We start from the raw sequence: 26716 nt of genomic DNA, 5'->3' as shown, positions 1-26716 counted from the left end.
ACAATGAAAAAGAACAGTTTAATTCCATTATACACACTTTCAGCCTTGTTTTTTCTTACGGGTTGTCTTCAAAGCAATTCGCAGTCAAAACAAAAAACAAACATAGAAGAACAAATTAAAACCAAATTTGAAAAAGAAATTCTGCCTGCTCCTTCAAGTCCTTGTTTCGCAGGAGCATATTATAGAAAAGCTTATTCAAGCAAAGATTATTGGCTGGGAATTGGAGGAACGGTTGTGTTACCAGTTTTGACGTACGATCCTTCCAGAACAAATCCTAAGAAACCTGGAGCTTATTTGGACAATGCCTCAGTATATTTAGGCGGAAATTCAGATGAACAAGAAACAGATATTGGATTGACTTGGGAAGTAATTCGCGAAGCAGACGGTACAGTTAGTAAAGAACACAAAGCATTTCGTCCGTTTTTGCGTCGTACAGGTTATAAATCGGGGCAGAAAGCATTTTATATGAATGCACCAGCAGAACCTGCTTATTACTGGTATCCAGGAGAAACGGTTGCAATCAGCATTCAATTAATAGAAGCGAAAAAATTAAAATTCATTGTTGAAGGAGCTGGAAAAAAATACGAACAAATATTTGATGTTGATGGCTACGATCCAAAAGTTATGGCACAATACAAACGTGTAAATGCAATTGATCAAGTTGCAAACGAAGGAAAACCAGAGCAGTCGACTAAAGCAAAAGTTACAGGGGCAAAATGGACTGAAACTTTTTTGTTTCGTTCTGTAAACGGAAATGTAGTAAAAGCGCCAATGCATAAGAAACGATTTACAGATATGCAGTGTCCAGCAAAAAGCCACTTTAATTTAACACCATTTGGTAAAAGTGGAGAATCAATTGATATTTTTGGTTCTAGATAAAAGCTAAAAAAACAAACAAACTACTAAGCTATAAAAACATAAAAAATGAAAACCAGAAGAGATTTTTTAAACCAATTAGGATTAGGTGCAGCATCGGCAATGAGCATTCCTTTATTAAGTTCTTTTGAAAGTGCTTCGGCAATAAAAACTGAAGAAAGACCAGAATTAATTACACAAGATCGTCCAGAATTGCTTGTTCCAAAAGGAAATGCATTACGAATTACAGGAACTTTCTTAGACGAGATTTCACACGATATTCCGCATCAAAACTGGGGAGAAAAAGAATGGGACAAAGATTTTGCTCATATGAAAGCGATTGGAATTGACACTGTAATAATGATTCGTTCAGGATATAGAAAATTTATTACCTACGATTCAGATTATTTGGTTAATAAAAGAGGCTGTTACAAACCCGGGACGGATCTTTTGGAGATGTATCTGCGTTTGGCTGATAAACATAAAATGAAGTTTTATTTCGGATTATACGATTCTGGCGTTTATTGGGATACAGGAGATATGACTACTGAAATCGAAGCAAATAAATTTGTTATTGAAGAAGTTTGGAAAAAGTATGGACATTATAAAAGTTTCTCAGGTTGGTACTTAAGTGGAGAAATAAGCCGAAAAACCAAAGGGGCAATCGAATCATTTAGAACGCTTGGACAATTGTGTAAAGATGTTTCAGGAGGATTACCAACCTTTATGTCTCCTTGGATTGATGGTAAAAAAGCAGTAATGGCAGCTTCAGGTAAATTGTCTAAAGAAGATGCTGTTTCGGTACAAGAACACGAAAAAGAGTGGGGTGAAATTTTTGACGGAATCAAAGGTGCAGTTGATGCCTGCGCATTTCAAGACGGTCATATTGATTATGATGAATTGGACGCTTTCTTCTCTGTAAATAAAAAATTAGGAGATAAATATGGTTTAGAATGTTGGACAAATGCTGAAACTTTTGATCGAGATATGCCAATCAAATTTTTCCCAATCAAATTTGAAAAACTAAGATTAAAATTAGAAGCTGCACAAAGAGCAGGATACCAAAAAGGAATCACTTTTGAGTTTTCACACTTTATGAGTCCGCAGTCTGCTTACTTGCAAGCAGGTCATTTGTATGACAGATACAAAGAATATTTTGGTATCAAGTAATGAATTTAAAATTTTAATCATCAGTAAATAATGAATAAAAAAGAGAATATTAAGTATATAATTTTCCTGTCGGTTATTGGCGCTATAGGAGGATTTCTTTTCGGATATGATGTAGCTGTAATTTCTGGAACTATAGAACAAGTAAGTAAACAATTTCACCTCGATAATGTTTCAACTGGCTGGTATGTGGGCTGTGCTTTGATAGGTTCAATTATTGGAGTAGCTTTTGCTGGTAAAATCGCCGATATTTTAGGACGTAAATGGACGATGCTTTTGGCAGCAACACTTTTTACTGCTTCGGCAGTTGGATGCATGTTTGTTTCTAATTTTGAAATGCTGATTTGGGCTAGAATCCTTGGCGGAATGGGAATTGGAGTGGCTTCAGTGGTTTCTCCATTATATATTTCAGAAGTTTCGCCAGCGCGTTTTAGAGGAACTTTGGTAACGTTGTATCAATTGGCAATTACAATTGGAATTGTGGCATCCTATTTTGCAAATGCTAAAGTTTTGTCTTGGGCAACTTCAGGTCATTTTGAAGAGCAATGGACAACCGTTATTTTCCAGACAGAATATTGGAGAGGAATGTTGGGATTATGTGGTGTTCCGTCTCTTTTATTTTTTATAATCATTTTTTTCATTCCAGAAAGTCCAAGATGGCAGATTTCGAAGAATAATTTGGCTGCAGCCGAAAAAACATTAACGCAATTGTTCGGAGCAGAAGAAGCTAAAGAACAAATAGAAAACAACCAAAAATCACTTTTGAATAAAGAAAAAACAGATTGGAGAATACTTTTTCAGCCAGGTTATAGAACGGCTTTGTTCATTGGGATGAGTTTAGCGATTTTGGGACAGTTTATGGGAGTAAATGTAATTTTCTATTACGGACCAATTATTTTCAAAGAAGCAGGAATGGCCTCTCAAGGTTCATTGGATTTTCAAATTGTAATTGGAGTAGTGAATGTACTTTCAACAATTTTAGGAATGTATTTAGTAGATAAAATTGGAAGAAAAAAATTGGTATATGTTGGTGTTTCGGGTATGTTTTTAATGTTGCTTGCGATTGGCATGTACTTTTATATGAGTATTAATAACCCTTCAGTTCTATTGTATCTAATAATTGGATATATTTTCTTTTGTGCCATTTCAATCTGTGTGGTGATCTGGGTTTTGATTTCAGAGATGTATCCAGTAAAAGTTCGAGGATTAGCTATGTCGATGGCTGGTTTTTCTCTTTGGATTGGATCGTATTTAATTGGACAGCTTACGCCAGTGCTATTGGAATCATTAAGTCCTGCGATTTCTTTTTGGATTTTTGCCGTTATGTGTATTCCATATTTTTTTATCACATATTTCTTTGTTCCTGAAACCACAGGAAAATCCCTTGAAGAAATTGAAGATATCTGGATTGCCCATTAATTTAAAAACTTACTATTAAACCTATCAAACCAAAACCAATTATGAAATTCTTTTCAAAGCTTCAAACTAAAGAACCAAAGTCAATTTTGAATGCTGCTGTTATTGTAGCTGCTTTAGGTTATTTTGTTGATATATATGATCTTTTACTATTCGGAATTGTCCGAACAGACAGTTTAAAAGATCTTGGCATTACTGGAGATGCCATCCGAAATCAAGGTGAATATCTTATTAGCATGCAGATGTTCGGAATGCTGTTTGGGGGAATTCTATGGGGAATTCTAGGAGATAAAAAGGGAAGAATTTCAGTTTTGTTTGGTTCTATTTTAATTTATTCTGTAGCCAATATTGCAAATGGAATGGTAACCACAATTGACGGTTATGCCTTTTGGAGACTCATTGCCGGAATTGGACTTGCAGGTGAACTTGGTGCTGGAATTACGCTTGTGGCAGAATCTCTTCCAAAGGAAAAACGAGGTTACGGAACTATGATTGTAGCTTCGGTTGGAGTTTCGGGAGCTGTTGCGGCTTATATTATTTATGAAGTTTTTCAAGACTGGCGCTTGTGTTATTATGCTGGTGGAATTTTAGGAATCTTGCTGTTGTTTTTGAGAATTAGTATTACCGAATCAGGAATTTTTAAAAGAGTTCAGGAAGAAAATGAAAAGACTGGTGATTTTTTGTCATTGTTTACCAATAGAAAGCGATTTTTTAAATACATAAACTGTATTTTAATCGGAATGCCTCTATGGTTTTTGGTTGGTGTATTGATTACATTTTCACCAGAATTTGCTAAAGCATTGAATATTCAGCAAGCAGAAACTATTGAAGCAGGAAAAGCCATTGCATTTTGTTATGCTGGATTGGTTTTTGGAGATATCACAAGCGGATTATTGAGTCAATGGCTAAAAAGTAGAAAGAAAGTAATGTACTGGTTTTTAATTTTCAATTTGGTTATGGTCTTTATCTATCTTAATATTTCGGGAATTTCGGCAAATCTATTTTATTTACTTTGTCTTTTAATGGGAGTTTCTGTTGGCTATTGGGTTTTGTTTGTAACAATAGCAGCAGAACAGTTTGGAACTAATATTAGAGCAACTGTTACCACAACAGCACCAAACTTTGTACGAGGCTCTCTTCCGTTGATTATCTTGATTTACTCTTATTTTAGAGATTCAATTTTTGCTGGCGATATAATCAAAGCAGGAATGGTAGTAGGATCATTAGTGTCTATAATTTCATTACTATCATTATCCCAATTAAAAGAAACATTTCATAAAGATCTGGATTACTCAGAAAAAAAATAAAAAGAATTTGACATTAAATTATTTCATTATCCTAATTGAGTCGTTTAAGGGTTTGGTTATCTAATTACTCAGATTGAATTCAATAAACCGGTTAATTTTTTAGTAAAAGTATTTTGACTTGTAGATTATTGATGTAGATTGTTTTGAGATAATTTAATAAAAAAGGAAGATAGAAGTATCTTCCTTTTTGAATATTAGTAAAATGAACTACTAAAATAAAAATTTATGTATAAAACCTTTTTTTTATTTAGTCTCCTATATTTTTTTTCAGGTTGCAAATCAGTAAAAAATAATCCAATCACACAAGTTCTAAAAAGTGATAATATCGCTATTAGAAAAGTTGCTGAACAGCCAGAACATTATGAATTACAGATTATTTATACTTCAATTAAAAGAAAAAATAATGGAAAAGCTATTTTAAAAGACTACAAGTATAATGTCAATGCTTCGAATTACTTTTACCCCGCCAGCACTGTAAAACTACCCATAGCAGTTTTGGCTTTGGAAAAACTTAACAAGATGACAGATGTTGATGTAAATACTGCTTTTATGGTCAATGATTCGGATGAAAAATCCACATTTTCAGATGATTTGCGTAAAATTTTTGCAGTTAGCTCAAACGAGGCAAGTAATGATTTTTATGAATTTATGGGACGCGATTATATTAATAAAAAACTGAAAGATAAAGGATTAAAGTCGGTTAATATCGTACATCGGCTTTCAACTCCAAATTCAGGAGCATCCGAAACAAAAAAAGTGGTATTCTACAAAAATACCGACCAAGAAATTATTATCCCAAGTATCAAAGATAGTCCGATAGTTCCATTGAAATTAAATAAGGTATTGAAAGGAAAAGGATATAATACTAGTGGTAAATTAATTGAATCTCCAATGGATTTTAGCACAAAAAATTACCTATCATTAGAAACTTTACATGGAGTTTTGAAAAGAATTGTTTTTCCAGATCATTTTTCAAGTAAAGAGCGTTTTGATTTATTGGAGAAGAATAGGGAACTTCTTTTATATAATATGCAAAATCTACCTAAAAACGCTGGTTATGATCCAAAGATCTATTATGATGGATATTGTAAGTTTTTTATGTTTGGCGATACGAAGGATACGATCCCTAATAACATAAAAATATACAATAAAGTAGGAGATGCTTACGGTACATTAACAGATTGTGCGTACATAGTTGATGAAGTTAATGGTGTTGAATTTATGATCAGTGCTACACTATTAGTCAACGATGATCAAATTTTTAATGATGATCACTATGAATATGAAGAAATTGGCTTACCATTTCTAGCACAACTCGGACTTGCTTTCTACAATTTAAATTTGAAAAATAATTAGTACTGACTTTTGAGAATAAAAGAGATCAATTTCATCTATAAGCCAGAAGTAAAAATTGGATTAAATTCAAAGAACATCCCTTTATCAAAAACCATTAGCGGCTTCAAAAGCTTCATTAGCAGTATGGAGAAGAGCTTCCTTCTCATAAACCGCATTGTAAAGCATCTTTTTTTGTTTTGCTAGAGCTAATAGTTTATCTTGAGCAATCTTCAATTCATTGTTTTTCAGTGTCTGGAGAAGTGCTTGCTGTTCGATTTCTTTTCTGTCGAATCCATGAAGTTCTTTAAGAGCTTGATAATATTCAATTGAGGCAATTTTTAGAGCTTCTCCTTTTGAGATGCCGTCAATAGAAAGTTTTTCAATATCAGCAATAAGCCTGTCAAACTCTTTACTTTGTTTATCTACTGCCATAATAGCATTTTTATAATCCTCTTTTTCCAGATATTTCAGCTTTTTTTCTCCCCAACCTTCTTTTCCGAGAATAATGTTAAAAGCGCTACGTTCTGATCGATCGAGTGACTCCTTAAAATCAGTGGCCTTTGATGATTTGCAGGAACTCATTGTTATAAATAGAAATGCTGTTAGAAAAATACCGAACTTCATTATTATTAGGGTTTTTATTGATGTTAATCTTAATGGTAAAAATTATTATTTAAAAAACGAAAATCTACGTTTTGTTATATGACTAATTTGAATTTAAGAAAATTTTTAAACACTAAGTTCTATATTATGAATATCTTATGAAAAAATCTATCATTAGAATTGTAAATAATGAGGGAAAATTGCGTGGAAAGCAATTTAAAATTTGTAATTATTTTACTAATATAAATAGGCACAGCTTAACTTTTATGTCTATTAGACGAAGCTCTGATTTTTCGGGGTATAACACTCTAAAAGCATTGTAATTTCATTTTTAAATGGAGTACTATTTTCTTGTAAATACTTGTTTACTTGGATTTATTTTATGTTTTTTGTGGTTTTTAATAGTATAAGTAAATTAAAAGGATTAATAAATTGATGACTTTGTTTTTATACTCTTAAAAAAATAACTTTAATGAAATTTTAAAATCATGTTTTTTGTGATTTTTAGGTACTGCTAAAATGAAGATGAAAAAAATTATACAACTGTTCTTTTTAATTGTTTGTTGCAAAATATATCCACAATTTTCAAATTTAAAATTTGAAAACTTTGATACAAATAAAGGCTTGTCGAGTAGTACTTGTGTTGAAATATTTCAGGATAAAGAGGGATTTTTATGGTTTGGAACTATTGATGGTTTAAACAAGTATAATGGTTATGAATTTGAAATCTTCAGACCCATCGTTAATGATAAATATTCTATAAGCAACAATCGTATTAATGCAATCACCGAAGATCATTTGGGATATTTATGGATAGGAACAAGTAATGGCTTGAATGTTCTTGATAAAAAAGCCCAAAAGTTTTATAAAATTAGCCTTGATAAGAACATTGTTGACAAGACCAATCTGCGAGAGGAAATCAATTGTTTAAAATTTGATCCTGTTAAAAAAATATTATGGGTAGGTTCTAAAAACGGTTTGCTTAAAATTGATTTATCAACTTTTTCAAACAAGTTTCAAAATTTGAAATCAGTTCGCTATACAGCCAGTTTTAAAAATAAGAATGCATTAGATAACAATAATATTTCTAATTTACTTTTAGATAAAAAAGGACAACTCTGGATTGGTACGGCAGGAAACAATTTACATCAATACAATTCAAAGACAAATTCATTCGAACGACTCAATATAAATTTTGAGGCCAATCAATTTTTAGATCATTTGCCGAAGCAAATTTTACTGGATAAGAATGGGGAATTTTGGATAGGTAATGATTTAGGACATTTATATATTTATAATCCAAAAACTAAAGAACATAAAAAGGTTGGTTCAGGTAGTAATTCAGTACCAATTTTCCATTTATATCAGGACAATAAGGCCTTAGTTTGGGTTTCTACAGATGGAGAAGGTCTTTATTTATTAGACCAACAAAAAGGATTGGTAAAACATCTCGTTCAAAATCAAGACGATCCTTTTTCATTGCCCAATAATCAACCTTCAAAAGTATTGCAAGACAAAGAAGGAACTTATTGGATCGCAACTTATAATAAAGGAGTTAGTAAATTAGCTTTATTTAAATCATCATTTGGGCATCACTTCTATAAATTACAAAGTTCGAATAGTTTAAGTACTAAAATTGCACAATCAGTATTTCAGGATAGTCATCAACGTATTTGGATAGGAACTGATGGAGGAGGTCTTGATTTGTATGATGATACAAAAGAAACTTACAAGCATTATAAAAACATTCCTGGTAATTCAAGTTCATTGAGTTCAAACAAAATTCTATATGTAGCAGAAGGCGACAATGAAGAGTTATGGGTGTGTACTTGGGATAGAGGTCTTAATAAATTTAATCCGAATACAGGTCAGGTAAAGAGATTTTTAAATGATCCTAAAAACCCTTTTTCTATAGGACAAAATACAGTTTGGTGTGCAATAAAAGATAAGCAACAAAGACTTTGGTTGGGTACATCTATGGCGGGACTAAATTTGTTTGATACGCAGACAGAAAACTTCTATCAATTTAAAAATAGTCCAGATTCTCCAAAAAGTATCATTAGTAATTTTGTTTTTTCACTTTTTGTTGATTCTAAAAACCGATTATGGGTAGGAACATCGATGGGACTTTGTTATGTAAATCTAGATAAATTAGAAGCCAGAATACCAAAGAAAATTCAGTTTGAAGAAATTAAAATTAAGAACATTCAGGGCAATCGTGTCAATCAGGTAATTGAAGATTATAAAGGCAATATTTGGATAGGTGCCGATATGGGATTGTTTCAATTAGATAAAGATTTGAAATTAAGAAAATCTTATTCCTCATCAAGTGGTCTTCCAAATAATTTAGTGGTTGGATTACAGGAAGATAATAACAAAGACATATGGATTAGTACCAAGAGTGGTTTATCGTTGCTGAATCCGAAATCAGGTAAGATTATTAATTTTAATGTTCACGACGGTTTACAAGGTTTAGAGTTTCAAAGTAAATCAATTGCCAAAACTTTTGACGGACGTATCATAGCTGGAGGATTAAACGGATTTAATTTTTTTAATCCTAATGAGATTGTATTGAATTCAAACAGAGTAAAACCTATTCTTTCTGGTATAAAATTGTTCAATCAAAAGGTCAATGCAGGCGATACAATCAACAATAGAGTTTTGTTTAAAAATGACCTTAACAGTTTAGATAAATTAAAACTGGCTTATAATGAAGGTCATTTGTCAATAAGTTTTGTCGCATTAAACTATCAGAATCCGGAGCGCGTAAAGTATGCTTATAAAATGACTGGTCTGGATAATGATTTTATCAATGCAGATAATAATCGTATTGCAAATTATGCAAATTTACCACCAGGTTCCTATACTTTTGAAGTAAGGGCAGCGATTGATGGTCAGTGGGATAACGCTGGTACAACGAAAATGCAGATTGACGTTTCTCCTCCATTTTGGAGATCATGGTGGGCTTATGTGTTTTATGTAATTTTATTAGGTACACTAACATACTTTGGTTTACAATATTATACGAAACAGGTAAATGAGGAAAAAGAACGTGAATTAGATCAACTGAAACTAAAATTCTTTATTAATGTTTCTCATGAGTTTAGGACACCACTGACTTTAATTTTAAATCCGGTTGAAAAAATATTAACCCATTTTAATGATGCAGATGAAGTAAAAAGATCAGCGACTATAATTCAAAAAAGCAGTAAGCGTTTGCTATATTTGGTGGATCAACTTCTTGATCTGCGAAAAATGGATCTTGGAAAATCTCATTTAGAGATTGCCAATCTTGATATTGTAAAATTTAGTAAAGAAACATTCTTTTTATTTGAAGATTTAGCAAAGACAAAAAATATTCGTTTTATTTTTAAGTCTGCAGAAGAGCATTATTATGGGAATTTTGATGCCGACAAAATAGAAAAAATACTAGCGAACCTATTGTCTAATGCAATTAAATTTACCGATAATGATGGCGTAATTACCTTATCGATATCAGAAGCTTTTGTAGATCATAAAGGATATTTCAATCCTAAGATTCATAAGAAAATGGTTCAGATTAATGTTTCAGATACAGGAATTGGATTCAAAAAGAAACAGTTAAAAGAAGTATTTCAGAGATTTTTCCATGCAGATTCATCAAAAACAGGCACAGGTATTGGTTTAAATTATACTAAGAGTCTAGTAGAATTGCATAAAGGTACTATAAATGTTGAAAGCAAGTACAAAGAAGGAACTACTTTTAGCATACAGCTGCCTGTTGATCTTAAAGCTGATGGTAAAAATATTAAGGAAACCGATACTATTCAAGGACACGGCAAAAATATGAATGCGCTTTCATCTGCTAATTATGAAATTGCCATTACCGATCTTAGTGTAAATCCCGATCAACTAAATTCAGAATCTGATAAAAATAAACCTTTAGTACTCATCATCGAAGATAATAAAGTGTTACGTAATCATCTTAAAGAAGAACTTGGCGAGCAATTTAGAATTAAAGAGGCTGTCAATGGCGTAGTTGGTTTAGAAAAAATTAAAAAGTACTTTCCAGACATCATCATAAGTGATGTTATGATGCCCAAAATGGATGGTTTTGAATTGTGTCATCAACTTAAAAATGATTTTGAAATCAGTCATATACCCATATTGCTTCTTACCGCACGTAACTTAGATGAAGATGTAGCAAAAGGTTATGAAACAGGTGCTGATGCTTATTTGTCAAAACCATTTAATATTAATGTACTAAAAGCTCGTGTAAACAATCTACTTGAAGCACGTAAACGCTCTCGTGAAAGGTTTGCAGCAGTAGGTGGAATTATTCCTGCATCGGATATAACAATAAATTCTCTTGATGAGAAATTTTTGGATAAGGCTACTAAAACAGTAGTCGATAATGTAACAAATGTTGATTTTTCTTTGGATGATTTACTAAAGGCTTTAAATATGGGACGTTCGCAATTTTATCGAAAGATCAGTTCATTAACGGGGCAAAATCCAAGTAATTTTATTCGAACCATAAAATTAAAGTATGCAGCAGAACTTTTAATTAGTGACTCTTACTCGATTAAAGAAGTGGCTCACAATTGTGGTTTTAATTCGACAGCCTATTTTACTAAAACTTTTAAAGAGGTTTTTAATGTGACTCCTTCGCAATATATAGAAGAACATAAAGAAAAAGAAAAAGGAGGTACTCTTGAAGATTAGAGTACTTTTCAACTCAATTTATAAATCCGATTTTTTAGTCAAATCGGATTTTTTTTGTCTTCTTGAGAGATAGGAGAAGTATGGTTTATTGGTAAAACATTGGCCATGAAAGTCTGATTGTAATTTTTTAAACAGTATAAAAATAGTATAATCATTATAGAGAAAATGGAGATGTAATCCTTTTGTTTGTAAGGGATTGCACGATATTGAATCATAATTTATACTCTTTGAATCATGGTTTATACACTTGAGGTTAACCATTTTTTAATATTGCATTGTTCGATTTTGTCGATTTAATAATTATTTCGATTTAATAATTATTTCGATTTAGAATTACGAGTATTAAAATTATTAACCATTAAAAATGTATTTATGAAATTTAAACTTGCTTAAAAATTATAGCATTAAAAAACTTAAACTAATTATCAACGACCAAAACAAATCAAAATGAATAAACTTGTTTTAAATAAAACAAACTTAATCAATCGACTAAAGCCTGCTCTGCTTTGTTCGATGTTAGTTTGCATTTCTTCCCAATCATTCGCTTTAGAAAAGGGAAAGATTGGAATGATAGAAACAGCTGAGTTGGATATTGCAACGCAGCAGATAATAATTAAGGGGAAGGTAGTAACTGCTGAAGATAATTTAGGCTGCCCTGGAGCTAACGTTATGATTAAAGGCACCAGCCAAGGTACCACTACAGACTTCGATGGAAATTTTACTATTAGTGTCCCTTCTTCAGATTCCATTTTAGTTTTTAGCTTTATTGGATATCAAAATCAGGAAATTTCAGTTGCTGGTAAATCGGTAATTAATGTATCATTAGTTGCAGATCAAAAGAAATTAGATGAGGTAATTGTCGTAGCCTATGGTACTCAAAAGAAAGTAACTTCTACGGGTTCGATAGAAACTGTTACAGCAAAAACATTCCAGGATAGAGCGATAACCAACCCTGTTTTGTCTTTGCAGGGAGAAACTCCAGGATTAGTAGTAACTAGAAGTTCTTCAAGACCAGGAAGAGAAGCTATTAATATGCAAATTCGTGGAGCGACATCCATCAACGGTGGTTCTCCATTAATTGTAATCGACGGAACTCCAGCAATAAATAACGAGGCTTTTTATAATATGAACCCAGATGACATTCAGTCTGTAACAGTATTAAAAGATGCTTCTGCAGCTTTATACGGTTCCCGATCTTCTAATGGAGTAATTATGGTTACTACTAAAAAAGGGAAGTCTGGTAAAATGAAAATTGATTTGTCTACTACAACCAGAATAAACACTTTAGGGATTCGACCACAATCGCCAACAATGCAACAGTATGCCACAATTTGGTTGGATGCAGCAAAGGAAGATGGGGCGCAAGCCAATTACTGGGGCTGGCAATCTAAAGAAAATTTACAATTGATGCAGTCAGGTCACGCAGGAATATATTCGACATTGTATTGGGGAGATGTTTACATTGCAAATGCACCTCGTTACGATGAAATGTTCGGTAGTTCTGTTTCTACATTCAGTAACGGAAGTATTTCAGGAGGAACTGAAAACACCAATTACCGAGTTTCCTATGGATATTCAGAAGATATGGGAGCTTTGCAAACGGCTTACGACGGAAAAAAACAATATAATATTCGTTTAAACTACGATTATAAAGTTAATAATTGGTTGAACTTAGAAACCAATATGTCGTATTTAAAATATGATTTGTCTTCTCCTTCTACTGGTTTGGACAGTTCATTAGCACAAGATCCGCCTTTTTTTCCATCTAGAAATCCATACGGACAGTGGTATGCCAACTTTAATATTGCAGGAAACCGTAATAGTGTGGCTGCAACAGTTGACGGAGGAAGAGATCAAACGACAAGAGATCAGATTATGATGAATTTGTCGGCTACTTTTAAATTATATAAAGGTTTATCATTTCAGACCAAGGTTGCGTATAGTAAAGATTTTTATACTAACCTAAGATATGATATAACTGTACCGCAATATAGCTGGTATGGAGATTTAGCGCCAGAATCAGTAAATTCTGCTTCTTCAATCAGACAAGAAGATAAACAAATAACGTATCAAAATTATGGAGGTTTTTTAAATTATGAAAAACAATTTGGAGACCATAGTATTGGAGGATTATTAGGAATAACAGCTGAGAAGACTGAAGATACCAGATTGTATGGTTACAGAAAAGGCTTTATTGACAACGGAGTGTACGATCTGAATATGGGATCTATTGAAGAAAAAGTCGAAGCTACAGGCGGCCGTGGACATAATGGTTTATATTCTTATTTAGCCAGAGTTAATTATGGATATAAAAATAAATACTTAATTGAAGGAAGCTGGAGACGTGATGGTTCTTCTAAGTTTGGCGAAGGAAACAAATGGAGCAATTTCGGTGGTGTTCAGGCAGGATGGGTAGTGACAGAAGAAGGCTTTATGAAAAAACTAAAACCTTTAAGTTATCTGAAATTAAGATATTCTTATGGTGAAATGGGATCACAATCAGGAATTAGTAATTATAGTTATGTATCTAATATTAATAATGGAAGTGCACTTTTTGGTTCTACAGCAGCTTTACAAACCGCTAGTTCAATAGCAGGTATTACTTCTAATGATATTTCATGGGAACGAGTAGCGATGAATACATTTGGAGTTGACTTTAGTTTCTTTAACAAAAAACTCTTCGGTTCATTTGATGGATATAAGAAAAGAAACAACGGAATGTTGACCAATGTTATTTATCCAGATGTTTTGGGAGGAACAGCTCCAAAAACGAATGCAGGTGAATTGGAAACAAAAGGATGGGAAGCGACTCTAGGCTACAGAGGTCAAATAGGAAAATTCAAATATAGTATTGCCGCTAATATGGGAGATAGTCGAAACATTTTATTGAAGAAAGAAAATGCAACAGCTATTACGAATGGAGTGAATACCAATGGCGTTTTAGGCTATCCATTGAATCCAATTTTCTTATATGAAACCACAAATTTATTTAAAGATCAAGCAGAAGTAGATGCTTATTATGCAGCAAATAATAATAATGGAGCACTACCGGCTGGGGTTAATGCATTGCGTCCTGGAGATACTCAAAGAGTAGACTTAAATAAAGATGGACAAATTGATGTGAAAGATGTAAAGTTTATGGGAGATACACAAGCACATTATGTTTATGGACTTAATTTAAGTGGAACCTATGGCAAGTTTGATACGTCTATTTTCTTCCAAGGAATGTTGCAACAAAACGTTCTAAGAACAGGTTTCCTTTCCTACCCATTTAACACATTATATGGTAGCCAGACTACGGCTTTTATAGGAAAGACTTGGACAGAAACGAATACGGATGCTGAATATCCTAGAATGACGGCCAATACAACTAGAGCTGCTTGGAACTGGGCAAGTAATGACTTCGCTTTACAAAACAACCAATATGTGAGATTAAAATCTTTAATCGTTGGTTATACTCTAGACGACTTGAAAATTGGAAATTTCCCAATTGATAAATTCAGAATCTATTTTTCAGGAAATGATTTGTTTGAATTTTCTAAAGTGAAAGATGGCTACGATCCAGAATATGGAGATAGTTCAAATACGATTTATCCTTTTACCAGAACATTGGCAATTGGTCTTAATGTTTCCTTTTAATTATTAAAATGACGAATATGAAAAATAATATATTAACCTTAATGCTGTCTTCAGTATTATTGTTTTCGAGTTGTCAAGATGATTACCTAGAATTAGATCCTTTAGATGCACAAACTGAAGCTTCTTATTTTAGATCAACAGCAGATTTTAAAGCGGCTTCTAATGATTTTTATAATAAAATGATCAGTTGGAAACCGATTAATAGCAGCAGTGTATTTTCTTTTATGGACTTCGGGACCGATCTTACTTCATTAGCACAGGAAGAAGGTCGTGGTAATACAATAGCAGCCAATTCAGATATTTACTGGACAAATCCATATAAATATATTAGAGCCAACAATATTTTATTAAAAGCAGCTGATCAATATTCGGGCGATAAAACGGCGATTGCACAATATGTAGCAGCAGCAAAATTTTTTAGAGCCTGGCATCACTTTTTTTTACTAAAACGATTTGGAGGCGTACCTATCGTAACTACGGTAGTAGATATAAACAATGACGTATTGTATGGAAAACGTAACAGTCGTTACGAAGTGATGAAACAAATTCTTAAAGATTTAGATGAGGCAATTCCGAATTTGCCTACTGAACAAAACATTTCAGGTGCCGATAAAGGACATCTAAGTAATTGGGCAGCTAAAGCTTTTAAGGCACGTGTTTTATTATACGAAGCTACTTGGGAAAAATATGTAGGTAATACTACAGATGGTGATGGTAATTCATCTGGTGCAGGTTCGGCAGAAGCGTCTTCTAACACAAATACTTATTTGCAAGAAGCAATTGCATTAGCAAAAGAAGTAATGACTAGCGGAGGTTACCAGCTTTGGAATTACAATACACAGCTCAATAACTTCAGTATGTGTTATTTATTCAATTTAGAAGATGCTGGTTCTAACCCTGCAGGTTTAGATAAAACAACAAACAAAGAATTTATCTTGTATAGTAAATATGATTTTGGTTTGTTACAGGGAGGGATTAATTTGAGTCATACAGTTTCTTCAAGATTGGCGCCTTCACGTAAATTTATGGATATGTTTTTATGCAGTGATGGTCTTCCTGTAAACAAATCACCTTTGTTTCAAGGCTATCAGCATGTGCAAGATGAATATAAGAACAGAGATTACAGACTGACGTCCTATTTTGTAGATGCAAATACTGATGCAGCTCCAGCTCAGGGATCAATTAAATTATTTGGACCAGGTGGAGACAGTGGATCAGGTTACGCCAACAGAAAATTTCGTTCTTATAAATATGGTACCTACAGAGCCGCAAATACAGAATCACCTGATTTTGCGCAGATTCGATTGGCTGAGGTATATCTTATTTATGCAGAAGCTTTATTCGAATTAAACGGAGCTATTAGCGATTCAGAATTAAATGAGTCAATCAATTTACTTCGTCAAAGAGCTGGATTACCTGCATTGACCAATGCTTTTGTTGCAGCCAATGGTTTAAATATGCAGGATGAATTAAGAAGGGAAAGAGCCATCGAGTTGTTTGGTGAAAATTCACGTTATGACGACTTAAAACGTTGGGGTATTGCTGAGCAAGAATTAAACCAACCAATTGTGGGGTCTGTTATTCAGGGAACCGATTATGAGGGAAATACCAATTTATACAAACCAACTTCATATCCCTACGGCGAAATTAGTGTGGCTACTGGAAAAGGAAACCTTAGAGCGTTGCTGTTAGATCCGATATCCAATAGAAATTTTCAACGTAAACATTATTTGTTTCCTGTTCCTTTAACACAAATACAATTGAATGGGAAATTGGTACAGAATCCAGGTTATTAATTAGGAACTTCTAAATGTATTCAAAATGAAGCAAATTATAAAAAACAATATAAAAGCAGTCGCAGCATTCGTAAGTATACTATTTATTACTTCTTGTAGTGACCAGGAAAGAGAATTCGTAGGAGATCCATTGGTTACATATCCTGCGGTAACAGTAAGTTCGGTTTCTCCCACTTCAGGGACTTCTGGAAACATTGTTACTTTAACAGGTGCCAACTTTGGTCAATACGTTAAAGCAGCAAAAATTTATTTTAATGGTGTAGAAGCTACAGAAATTATCAGTTATACAGATACTTCTGTTCAGGTACGTGTTCCTCAAAATGCAGGAACTGGGCCAATTACAGTAAAAGTATGGACGAATTCTGCTATTACGGCTGATTTTCAATATCAAACGGGCGGAACCATAACTGGAATTGCTCCAAATTCTGTGAATGTGGGAGATTTAGTGGTAATTACTGGTAAAGGTTTTGGTACTGATCTTTCAAAAGTAACGGTTAAATTTTCAAATGATTTGACTATAGATGCTTTCTCTGTTAAGCCCGTTTCTGTTTCAGATACTCAAATTAATGTTATAGTTCCGAAAGGTGCTGCTACTGGTAAAGTAAGGGTTTGGTTAGGAGACCAAATTATTACAGGACCTTCATTAACTGTAATAGCACCTCCTAAAGGGAAGTATATTTTTGAGTTTGATGATCCAACAGATCCACAATGGTTGCCAGCTCAAAATGCATCTTATAAAATAGAAGATGGTAAATTAAAGGTAACTTTTGATCCAACTCAATTAGGTACAACTGCCAGTAAGCGCCGTGCCGATTTGTATACTATTATGAATGGAGTATTTCCTTCTCCAGGAGGAACCACTAAAGCTAAATATGTACAAGCTCCAGAATATCCAATACTTGCTATGAAAATTGCTTTTACGGGTACAGGAGCTGCTAAACCAGGAACAGGGAATATCATTATTGATCCTCTTCCAACAGGTAGCGCCAATCTTGGAAATAATAAATACAAAACTGACCTGATGGCTCAGAATGTGATTTATTACGATTTGTCTGCAGATTATACAACCTTAACAGAACTCACAACCAGACAGTTCAAAATAGCCGATATCGTAGGTGCAGAAACAGGCTATGAAGTAGATTGGATTCGTACATTTAAAAATCAAGCCGAACTAAAAGCTTTTCTTGGCTTATAAAATTGGAGTTAACTAACCAGATAGTAGCTTTTACTATTTGGTTGGTATACCATTTAAGTAAATTATTTTGTGTTGCTGTTGCCATTTCTAACAAGTGAACCTAGGTTACTAAAGAAATTAAATAGCAATACCTATTAAAAAATAAGTATATGAAAAAAATAAAATCAACAAAAAACAAATTTGTTTGGGCGTTACTTGGTTCTATTGCCTTTGTAGCCTGTTCTTACGATTATGGCTTGCCTAAAGATGATAAAGATGATCAGGCAAATGCTTCAGAAGATATTACTGTTCCTGCTAATATGAAGTTTGTGCACCCTGGATTATTGCATTCAAAAGAAGATTTTGATCGTATGAAAACCAATGTAGCTAACAATGTAGATCCTTGGCTGTCTGGTTATAATAAAATGATTGGTAATAGCCATGCCTCTTCTACTTATGTAATGAAAGGTCCGGTAGCTACTTTAATCAGAGGAGGAGGTTCTAAGGAAGAACCAGCATCAGACAATTATTCTACAGCCATGAATGATGCACATGCGGCTTATCTTACAGCGATACGTTGGAAAATAACTGGAGATGTGGCTTATGCAAATAAATCTATTCAAATATTAAATGCTTGGGCAGCTACTTGTACAAGAATCAGTGGTGATTCAAACAAAGCTCTAGGAGCTGGTATTTATGGATACCAATTTGCTAATGCTGCCGAAATTATGCGTGATTATTCGGGTTGGAATGCTGCCGATTTAACAAAATTTAAAAAATGGATGTTAGATGTTTTCTATCCAGTAAATTATGATTTCTTGCAAACACATTATAATACCTGTTCTTCACATTATTGGGCTAACTGGGATTTATGTAACCTGGCTTCTATTATGTCAATTGCTGTATTAAATGATGATGTTGAAAAATACACTTATGTAATTAATTATTTAATGAGAGGTGCCGGTAATGGTCAATTGATTAAAGCTATTAACTATGTACATCCAAAAAGTGCTAATGATGACATCGATTTAGGGCAAATTCAGGAAGCTGGTCGTGATCAGGGACATGCTCTTATGGTAGTTGGTTTATTGGGAACAATTGCTCAAATGGCAGAAACCCAAGGACTGGATGTTTACGGATACAAAGATAATCTGATTCTTAAAGGAGCAGAATATGAGGCTAAGTTTAATTATGCCAGGTTAGCAGTCCCATTTAATAAATACACAAACTGTGATAACATCACCCATACAGCAGCCGCAGATGATGCAGCTCGTGGTCAAATTAGACCTGCTTGGGAAAGAATCTACAACTATTATACAGTAAAAAAAGGGATTAAAGCCAGATACATAAAAATGGCGAAAGATTTAGCTTATCCGGAAGGAGGTAGCGGCGAGTATGATCCTAATAGTGGAGGTTACGATGATTTAGGTTTTGGTACATTATTGTATTCAAGATAATACTATAGGGAAATGAATAGATACCCGTAGACAGCATGGTTTGTTTTACGGGTATTTATAATTTAGAACGTGTTTTAGAATTTTTAGGAAGTATTAAAGTGAAATAAAATGGCAATAAGCACTGCTTTTAAAAATAGACATCTTGCAGTTAGTATGCTTGTAATAATGCTTGGTTGTCAGTCCATTTTTAATAAATCAAGAATCGAAAAATCACATAAAAAATATGATTTTTCGAATATTGAAAACAAGATTCAAACCTGGATTGATAGTAGTTATTATTCAGGCGCCGCCATTATGGTTGCCAAAAATGACAGTGTTGTATTTAAAAAATGTTATGGCAATTATACCAAAGAAACTCAGGTTTTTATTGCTTCGGCGGGTAAATGGCTTGCCGCGGCTACCATTGCAGCAGTTGTCGAAAAAACAAACCTTTCATGGGACGATAAAGTCAATAAATGGCTGCCAGAATTTAAGGATTCTAAAGGAGAAGCTACTTTAACACAACTTTTATCTCATACTTCTGGTTTTCCTGATTATCAACCTAAAGATTCCGTAACCGATAATTACCAAACTTTGAAAGAATCTGTCGAGCATATTGTCAATTTGCCAGCAACTAGCCAACCAGGAACACAATTTAGTTACGGTGGATTGGCCATGCAAGTAGCGGGTAGAATGGCGGAGTTAGCTACAGGTAAAGATTTCGAAAATCTGTTTTTAGAAAATATTGCCTTTCCGTTGGGAATGAAAAATACACACTTTGTGCCAGTAAACGATGAAGGAGGTCATAGTCCTATGTTGGGTGGTGGTGCTCGAAGTACGGTTGTAGATTATATGCACTTTTTAGATATGATTGCTCATGAAGGTAATTACCAAGGCAAGCAAATTTTAAGTAAAGCATCTATCGCAGAAATGCAGGCAGATCAAGTTAAAAATGCTTTTGTGGGTAATGACGAATATGTGCAACGAGTAAGAGCAGAAAAACATAAAGGTATTTATGGACTAGGGGAATGGAGAGAAGAGCTTGATGAAAAAGGGAATGCTATTCTAATCAGTAGTCCAAGTTGGGCAGGAGCTTATCCTTGGATTGATAAAACGACTAGTACGTATGGTTTTTTTATTACCCATGTTAACGTAACGAAAGCCAATAAGGCAGGTTTTTCATCTTTTTATAGTAGTCCTGTTTTAGCAATTATGATTCGTGATGTTTATAAAAAGGCAGCTTTATCTAAAAAATAGAGAGGTAAATATGGGGTATAAGTAGTTAAGAAGGTATTTTCTGAGCTAAAGAACAAAAAGCATCATAATTTATACTCTTTGCACAATAAGTAATGGGCAAAGTTTCTATTTCTCATTAACATTGAAACAAGTTACGAACTAGAATTAACTTTCAATAGAAAGAAATTTAAAAATGAATTACATGAATAAAATTTTGAAACATAACACCCAACTCACTATTTTCTTCTTTTTGATTACAATGCAGTTGTTTGCTGTAACTAAAGATAGTATAGTGGTATATCCGTCACCAGATAAAGTAGATAAAAATTCAGATTTCACTGTAAAAGTTAGAAAACCGGGAGGTAAGTGGCTGGATGTTTTTGTTTATAATTTGAAAGTAGATCAGGTAGTGGGTACGGGGCATTCGGTACAAACAGCTGCATTAGTTTCTTTTGACTTTTCTGGTACTGTTGAGGTGGAAGTAAAAGCTACAAAGGCCAAAATCAATCAATCACGCATTAGACCTTTGGCATGCAATATTTCTTCAAAAGTGAAAGGAAATACAATGAACTTTATCCTGAATCGTGCAGTCAATCTATCTATCGAATTCAATAATGATATTTTTCACAATTTGCATCTTTTCGCAAATCCATTAGAAGTTAATCCACCAAAACCAACCGATCAGAATGTAATTTATTTTGGTCCTGGTATACATGAAATTCCTAATCAACAGTTAAATGTTCAGTCCAATAAAATAGTGTATTTGGCTGGAGGAGCGATCTTAAAAGGAAGAATAGCTTTAGACAGCGTATCCAATGTCACGATTTGTGGTCGTGGTATGGTAGATCAGGAAATTAAACTGGGAATTCATATTGCAAACTCTAAGAATATTAAAGTAGAGGGTGTTTTTGCTTCGCAATGTTTAACTGGAGGATCTGATCAGGTGGATATTGAAAATGTAAAAACAATCAGTTTTTTTGGCTGGGGTGATGGAATGAATGTTATGGCTAGTAATAATGTCCGGTTTAACAAGGTTTTCATCCGTTCATCAGATGATTGTACTACCGTATATGGTACTCGAAAAGGTTTCAAAGGAGGTTGCCAAAATATTACTATGAAAAACAGCACCTTGTGGGCCGATGTAGGTCATCCGATCTTAATCGGTACACATGGAAATAGTGAAAATCCTGAACTACTTGAAAATTTAAGTTATAGCAATATTGACATTTTAGATCACAAAGAAAAACAACAAGATTATCAGGGTTGCCTAAGTATCAATGTAGGAGATAATAATACTGCTAAAAATGTTCTTTTTGAAAATATTAGAATAGAAGATTTTAGAGAAGGTCAATTGGTAAATCTTCGAGTTTTTTATAATGCAAAATATTGTACAGCTCCTGGTAATGGTATCGAAAATGTGATATTCAGAAATATTGAGTATTCAGGTAAAAATGCCAGTACTTCGATCATTGCAGGTTATAACGAACAAAGAAAAATAAAAAATGTAGTATTCGAAAACCTTAAAATTAATGGGGTTTTAATTCATGATACTATGCAAGGTAAGCCCAAATGGTATAAAACATCCGATATGGCCAACTTTTTCATAGGAGAACATGTAGAAGAAGTAGTCTTCAAAAATTAAAAAATTAAATCAATAAAACGAAATATGAAAATACGTTCTCAAGTTACTCTGGGCCTTATCAGTTGCGTTATTGTGGCTTCTTCTTTTATAAGTTGTAACACAAGTAAATCAAAAGAAATTGAAATAGCGGTTAAAAATAATTTAGACTTTAATAGAAAAGAAATTGTTACCATAAAACGCAATCAATTAGAAAAATTATTAAAAAATAATTCTGAAAAAAACATTCGTGTAAAAGTAAAAGCTACCGACCAATTACTTACAACACAATGGATTGATTATGATAAAGATGGTAAAGGTGATGAATTACTTTTTCAAGCTGAGGTACAAGCAAAAAGTGTAGCCGATTTTGTAGTACTGATTGATACAGTCAAAATACCACAATCAAAAGCAGTGGCTTATTCTCGCTTTGTGCCAGAACGTATCGACGATTATGCATGGGAAAATAACAAAGTAGCTTTTAGAGCGTATGGACCTGTAGCACAGCAATTAGTAGAAGAAGGCAATGAAGGAGGCACGCTTTCAAGTGGAATAGATCTTTGGCTTAAAAAAGTTGACTATTCTATTATTGATGATTGGTATGCTAAAAATGTGAAAGAAGCAGGTTATTATCATATCGATCATGGCGAAGGATATGACCCTTATCATGTAGGAGCTAGTCGCGGTACAGGCGGATCAGGAGTTTGGGTAAATGATAGTTTACAAGTAGGTAAAAATTATATCAATTATAAAATTATAGCTAACGGACCATTACGCACTATTTTTGAATTAAATTATGCACCATGGAGTCAATATCAAATTAAGGAAACGAAACGTATTTCATTAGATTTAGATTCTAATTTTTCAAAGTTCGATATCACTTTAAAAGCAAAAGAACATTTTCCAAATTATACAATTGGAATCACACTACATGACAAAAAAGGTGAAGTCAATATAAACAAAACCAAAGGTTGGTTCCGTCATTGGGAGCCTATTGATAAAACTTTTTTAGGAGAAGGAATTGTGATAAATCCGGAATTAGTTACCAAGGCATTTGCTAACAACTCAACAACACCCGATCAAAGTAATTTGTTGATTGTAGCCAATCCGTCGCAAAAAATCACTTTTTATGCTGGTTTTGTCTGGACAGGTAGTAAACAGGTAAATGAAGTAACACAATGGGATGAAATGCTTAACAAACAAGCCCAAATAATTCAAAGCCCTTTGCAAGTAAAGGTTAATTAATTACAAATACCATAGATTATTACAATGCAACATTTAAAATACAGTTCTCTTTTATTGCTATTTCTTTTCGTTGTAAAAATGAATGCTCAGAAGAAAGATGCAATACAGAATGAAAAACCGTATGTTTCTCAGGTTTGGCAATCAGACAAGGGGGATGGCACTTATAATAATCCTATTTTATATGCCGATTATTCCGATCCTGATGTGATTCGGGTAGGAAATCATTATTATATGACAGCCAGTAGTTTCAATTGTACTCCTGGTCTGCCTATTTTGCATTCTACCGATTTAGTTAATTGGGAAATCATCAATTATGCATTGCAAAAACAAGTACCTGAAGAAGTATTTAATATACCACAACACAGTAAAGGTGTTTGGGCTCCAGCAATTCGTTTTCATAAAAATGAATTTTATATTTATTGGGGAGATCCAGATTATGGCGTATATATGGTCAAAACCAAAGATATTTACGGAAAATGGGACAATCCTATTTTAGTTATGGAAGGCAAAGGAATTATTGACCCTTGTCCATTTTGGGAAAATGACAATGCGTATTTAATACATGCTTGGGCAGGCAGTCGTGCCGGTGTAAATAGTATATTGATCATCAACAAAATGAATTCGGAAGGAACCAAAGTTGTGGATGAAGGACAAAATGTGTTCGATGGTCACGATAAACATCATACTATGGAAGGTCCCAAATTGTACAAAAAAGAAGGATATTATTATATTCTAGCACCGGCAGGAGGTGTTGAAAATGGGTGGCAGGTAGCGATGCGTTCTAAAAATATTTATGGACCTTATGAAGATAAAGTAGTTTTGGAACAAGGGAGTACAAAAGTAAATGGGCCTCATCAGGGAGCTTGGGTTACTAGTCCAGATAATAATTCTTGGTTTTTGCATTTTCAGGATCAAGGGGTTTATGGCAGAGTTTTACATTTACAGCCAATGAATTGGAAAGACAATTGGCCTGTAATAGGTAAAGACTTTGATAATAATGGGATTGGTGAACCTGTTGCAAGTTATAGTAAACCTTTCTCTAAACTAAAATCAGTTATAGTTAATCCAGTTGAAAGTGATGAATTCAACAATGGAAAACCAGGTTTGCAATGGCAATGGTATGCAAATGGTTCTGTAAAATGGAGTGCACAAATTCCAGGAACAAATTACCTGCGTCTGTTTGCTATTAGCCTAAAGAACGAGCCTAATTTATGGAATGTGCCGAACTTGCTTTTACAAAAATTACCAGCTCCAAATTTTACGGCAACCACAAAAGTAAAGTTGACTACCGAATGGAATACGTCGGGTAAAAAAGCAGGATTATTGCTTATGGGACAATCATATGCCTATGTGGCTATTGCTTTTCATGATGATCAATATTGGGTGCAACAAGTTATTGCGGAAAATGCAATAAGTGGTGAAGCAGAAAAAGTAGTAGCCGAAAAACCTCTAGTATCAAATGAAATACAATTACGAATGACAGTAACAGCACCTGATGCAAATTGCCAGTTTAGTTATAGTGATAATGGTACAGATTTTATTGAAATAGGCAGACCTGTAAAAGCACAAAAAGACTTATGGATAGCTGCTAAAATTGGAATCTTTGCCACAAGTCTAAACGATGTACGCATGGGTGGTTACGCCGATTTTGATTGGTTCAGAATTACAAAATAAACAACAAACCATACAAGTAGTAACATACTTGCTAAACGATAATAAAATAGGGATAAAATGAGGAATTTAAAATCACTTTTTGCAGCATTATTAGTACTTACTGTGTTTACGGTACAAGCCCAAAATAAGGTAAAACAAGTTGAAACACTTGAAGCCTTAGAACAGCTTGCGAATAAGAATGGTCAAAATATTCAAATGAAACCAGGAGTATATTCGCTCGCTGATTATTTAACTAAAGATAGGATTACAAAGTTGCTATCTGAGCTTCCAGCAACAACAGAACAGCAAAAGCGCCCTCCACGTTGGTTCTTGCGTTTTAAAGGCAATAATAACATCTTTGATTTTACTGGAGTTACTTTTGAAATTAATACCGAATTGTACAAAATCTTGCCATACGGTTATACACGTTGTATTTTTATTGACGGAAATGGTAATACGATAAAAGGTTTGACCATTAAAAATACAGGACCTACAAACATAGGCAGCAACGGTAATATTCTTTCCATTTTTGGAGATAACACACTATTGGAAGATGTCAAATTATATGTAAGTGGTTCGACTTATGGTTATGGGGATTTGTTTGGAAAAGGCGGACCAAATCTAACCAATCTTCAAAAACAAAGTGGAATTATGATCGCAGGTAAAAATAATACCATTAAGCGATGTAAAGTATACAGTCATGCATTTGGACACTGTTTTTACATTCAAACACAAGGACATGTTACTGATAATGTGGTTTTGGAAGATTGCTATGCAGAAGGTGAAATGCGTACGACTAATGATATGTTGGCTGAGTCAGGTGGTTTAGCCGAGAAGTTAAAATATCAAAGCGTTTATCAAAACCGTGATGGTCGTTACATGATTAGTCCAGGATATACAAAAGCCCTATGTGAAGATGGTTTCCGCACGTATGGCGGAGTTGGTAAAGTAACACTTCGTAATTGTACCTCCAAAAATACCCGTTCTGGTTTTGAAATTGGTGGAACAGATGACGCTAAAAATCAAACTATTCTACAAGGTTGTCAGGCTTTTGGAACAGAAAGAGGTTTTTTAATAGGTTCTAATGTACTGGTGCGTGATTGCAGAGCAGATATACAGTTTGGACCATTACTATATCTTAGAGAAAATACAGTAGGCGCTGATGTAGAATTAGAATTAGTTCCTGGTATGCCGAAGTCATTGGTACATACTATCGCTACCATTGCCGGGAAAGGCCATCGTGTAAAACTTTATACTAACAATTCTCAAGCAGAAATGCCAACATTACCTATAATGCTGGGATTTGGAATGCCTGCTCATGCAGAAATGAGTTCGCCCATTTTACCAATGGCAACAGAGAATATTGTTTTAATTAATGATTTAGAACACAGTCTGATAATCAAAAATGATGAGGCCACAAATCTTGAAATTACATCGACCAGACTACAGTTGACTAATACTGAAACTCAAAAAATGAATGGAAAAGGAAAGTGGTAGAAATCTAAATGATGACGCAAGTAAAATTGAAAATT

The 26716-nt window shown here is 33.7% G+C and carries 16 protein-coding genes; 15 read left to right on the top strand and 1 reads right to left on the bottom strand.

Going from position 1 to position 26716, the window contains the following annotated elements; genetic code table 11:
* Nucleotides 1-3 precede the first annotated feature (3 nt).
* From NQQ59_RS07425 to NQQ59_RS07405, 5 genes are all read left to right on the top strand, one after another.
* A complete protein-coding gene (locus NQQ59_RS07425) occupies nt 4-879 on the top strand; it encodes a hypothetical protein (protein ID WP_144215017.1) in 876 nt (291 codons plus the stop codon).
* A gap of 45 nt (nt 880-924) precedes the next feature.
* On the top strand, nt 925-2025 hold the full coding sequence (locus NQQ59_RS07420; protein ID WP_144215016.1) for a DUF4434 domain-containing protein: 1101 nt from the start codon (nt 925-927) through the stop codon (nt 2023-2025).
* A 30-nt stretch (nt 2026-2055) separates the two neighbouring features.
* Nucleotides 2056-3441 carry a sugar porter family MFS transporter gene (locus NQQ59_RS07415; protein WP_144215015.1) on the top strand — a complete coding sequence of 462 codons (1386 nt, stop codon included), beginning with the start codon at nt 2056-2058 and terminating at the stop codon, nt 3439-3441.
* 41 nt (nt 3442-3482) lie between these two features.
* On the top strand, nt 3483-4745 hold the full coding sequence (locus NQQ59_RS07410) for an MFS transporter (RefSeq protein ID WP_144215014.1): 1263 nt from the start codon (nt 3483-3485) through the stop codon (nt 4743-4745).
* A gap of 225 nt (nt 4746-4970) precedes the next feature.
* Nucleotides 4971-6101, top strand: a complete 1131-nt coding sequence (locus NQQ59_RS07405; RefSeq protein WP_144215013.1) for a serine hydrolase — start codon at nt 4971-4973, stop codon at nt 6099-6101.
* A gap of 84 nt (nt 6102-6185) precedes the next feature.
* Here NQQ59_RS07405 and NQQ59_RS07400 read toward each other — a convergent pair whose 3' ends face one another.
* Nucleotides 6186-6704 (bottom strand): hypothetical protein, encoded by a 519-nt coding sequence (locus tag NQQ59_RS07400; protein ID WP_144215012.1) that lies wholly within the window; start codon nt 6702-6704, stop codon nt 6186-6188.
* Between the two features lie 504 nt (nt 6705-7208).
* Here NQQ59_RS07400 and NQQ59_RS07395 point away from each other — a divergent pair.
* The 10 genes from NQQ59_RS07395 (at nt 7209) to NQQ59_RS07350 (ending at nt 26681) form a co-directional block, all read left to right on the top strand.
* Nucleotides 7209-11387, top strand: coding sequence for a hybrid sensor histidine kinase/response regulator transcription factor (locus NQQ59_RS07395; RefSeq protein ID WP_257698162.1), 4179 nt, complete (start codon nt 7209-7211; stop codon nt 11385-11387).
* 447 nt (nt 11388-11834) lie between these two features.
* Entirely contained in the window at nt 11835-15026 is a 3192-nt protein-coding gene (locus tag NQQ59_RS07390) for a SusC/RagA family TonB-linked outer membrane protein (protein WP_257698161.1), read from the top strand.
* A gap of 17 nt (nt 15027-15043) precedes the next feature.
* Complete coding sequence (locus NQQ59_RS07385) at nt 15044-16822, top strand: RagB/SusD family nutrient uptake outer membrane protein (protein ID WP_144215009.1); 1779 nt, start codon at nt 15044-15046, stop codon at nt 16820-16822.
* 25 nt (nt 16823-16847) lie between these two features.
* Entirely contained in the window at nt 16848-18017 is a 1170-nt protein-coding gene (locus NQQ59_RS07380) for an IPT/TIG domain-containing protein (RefSeq protein ID WP_144215008.1), read from the top strand.
* Between the two features lie 149 nt (nt 18018-18166).
* Nucleotides 18167-19453 carry an alginate lyase family protein gene (locus tag NQQ59_RS07375; protein WP_144215007.1) on the top strand — a complete coding sequence of 429 codons (1287 nt, stop codon included), beginning with the start codon at nt 18167-18169 and terminating at the stop codon, nt 19451-19453.
* 108 nt (nt 19454-19561) lie between these two features.
* Complete coding sequence (locus NQQ59_RS07370; protein WP_144215006.1) at nt 19562-20689, top strand: serine hydrolase domain-containing protein; 1128 nt, start codon at nt 19562-19564, stop codon at nt 20687-20689.
* A 181-nt stretch (nt 20690-20870) separates the two neighbouring features.
* Nucleotides 20871-22310 carry a glycosyl hydrolase family 28 protein gene (locus NQQ59_RS07365; protein ID WP_257698160.1) on the top strand — a complete coding sequence of 480 codons (1440 nt, stop codon included), beginning with the start codon at nt 20871-20873 and terminating at the stop codon, nt 22308-22310.
* 24 nt (nt 22311-22334) lie between these two features.
* On the top strand, nt 22335-23531 hold the full coding sequence (locus tag NQQ59_RS07360; protein WP_144215005.1) for a DUF4861 family protein: 1197 nt from the start codon (nt 22335-22337) through the stop codon (nt 23529-23531).
* A 78-nt stretch (nt 23532-23609) separates the two neighbouring features.
* Nucleotides 23610-25205: a glycoside hydrolase family 43 protein gene (locus NQQ59_RS07355; protein ID WP_257698159.1), complete on the top strand. Its 1596-nt coding sequence runs from the start codon at nt 23610-23612 to the stop codon at nt 25203-25205.
* Nucleotides 25206-25262: 57 nt separating this feature from the next.
* A complete protein-coding gene (locus NQQ59_RS07350; protein ID WP_144215003.1) occupies nt 25263-26681 on the top strand; it encodes a hypothetical protein in 1419 nt (472 codons plus the stop codon).
* The last annotated feature ends 35 nt before the right edge of the window (nt 26682-26716 follow it).

The sequence above is a fragment of the Flavobacterium panacis genome, from assembly GCF_024649945.1.
GTDB classification, from domain to species: Bacteria; Bacteroidota; Bacteroidia; order Flavobacteriales; family Flavobacteriaceae; genus Flavobacterium; species Flavobacterium panacis.
Note: the sequence above shows the minus strand (reverse complement) of the source record. Positions and strands in the feature narration are given on the sequence as shown.

Bases quoted from the DNA above. Each gene is read 5' to 3' on its own strand.
- NQQ59_RS07375 (WP_144215007.1), top strand. From the start codon at position 18,167: ATGAAAAAAATAAAATCAACAAAAAACAAATTTGTTTGGGCGTTACTT.
- NQQ59_RS07360 (WP_144215005.1), top strand. From the start codon at position 22,335: ATGAAAATACGTTCTCAAGTTACTCTGGGCCTTATCAGTTGCGTTATT.
- NQQ59_RS07390 (WP_257698161.1), top strand. From the start codon at position 11,835: ATGAATAAACTTGTTTTAAATAAAACAAACTTAATCAATCGACTAAAG.
- NQQ59_RS07415 (WP_144215015.1), top strand. From the start codon at position 2,056: ATGAATAAAAAAGAGAATATTAAGTATATAATTTTCCTGTCGGTTATT.
- NQQ59_RS07385 (WP_144215009.1), top strand. From the start codon at position 15,044: ATGAAAAATAATATATTAACCTTAATGCTGTCTTCAGTATTATTGTTT.
- NQQ59_RS07355 (WP_257698159.1), top strand. From the start codon at position 23,610: ATGAATGCTCAGAAGAAAGATGCAATACAGAATGAAAAACCGTATGTT.
- NQQ59_RS07425 (WP_144215017.1), top strand. From the start codon at position 4: ATGAAAAAGAACAGTTTAATTCCATTATACACACTTTCAGCCTTGTTT.
- NQQ59_RS07380 (WP_144215008.1), top strand. From the start codon at position 16,848: ATGAAGCAAATTATAAAAAACAATATAAAAGCAGTCGCAGCATTCGTA.
- NQQ59_RS07400 (WP_144215012.1), bottom strand. From the start codon at position 6,704: ATGAAGTTCGGTATTTTTCTAACAGCATTTCTATTTATAACAATGAGT.
- NQQ59_RS07395 (WP_257698162.1), top strand. From the start codon at position 7,209: ATGAAAAAAATTATACAACTGTTCTTTTTAATTGTTTGTTGCAAAATA.
- NQQ59_RS07410 (WP_144215014.1), top strand. From the start codon at position 3,483: ATGAAATTCTTTTCAAAGCTTCAAACTAAAGAACCAAAGTCAATTTTG.
- NQQ59_RS07350 (WP_144215003.1), top strand. From the start codon at position 25,263: ATGAGGAATTTAAAATCACTTTTTGCAGCATTATTAGTACTTACTGTG.
- NQQ59_RS07365 (WP_257698160.1), top strand. From the start codon at position 20,871: ATGAATAAAATTTTGAAACATAACACCCAACTCACTATTTTCTTCTTT.
- NQQ59_RS07420 (WP_144215016.1), top strand. From the start codon at position 925: ATGAAAACCAGAAGAGATTTTTTAAACCAATTAGGATTAGGTGCAGCA.
- NQQ59_RS07370 (WP_144215006.1), top strand. From the start codon at position 19,562: ATGGCAATAAGCACTGCTTTTAAAAATAGACATCTTGCAGTTAGTATG.
- NQQ59_RS07405 (WP_144215013.1), top strand. From the start codon at position 4,971: ATGTATAAAACCTTTTTTTTATTTAGTCTCCTATATTTTTTTTCAGGT.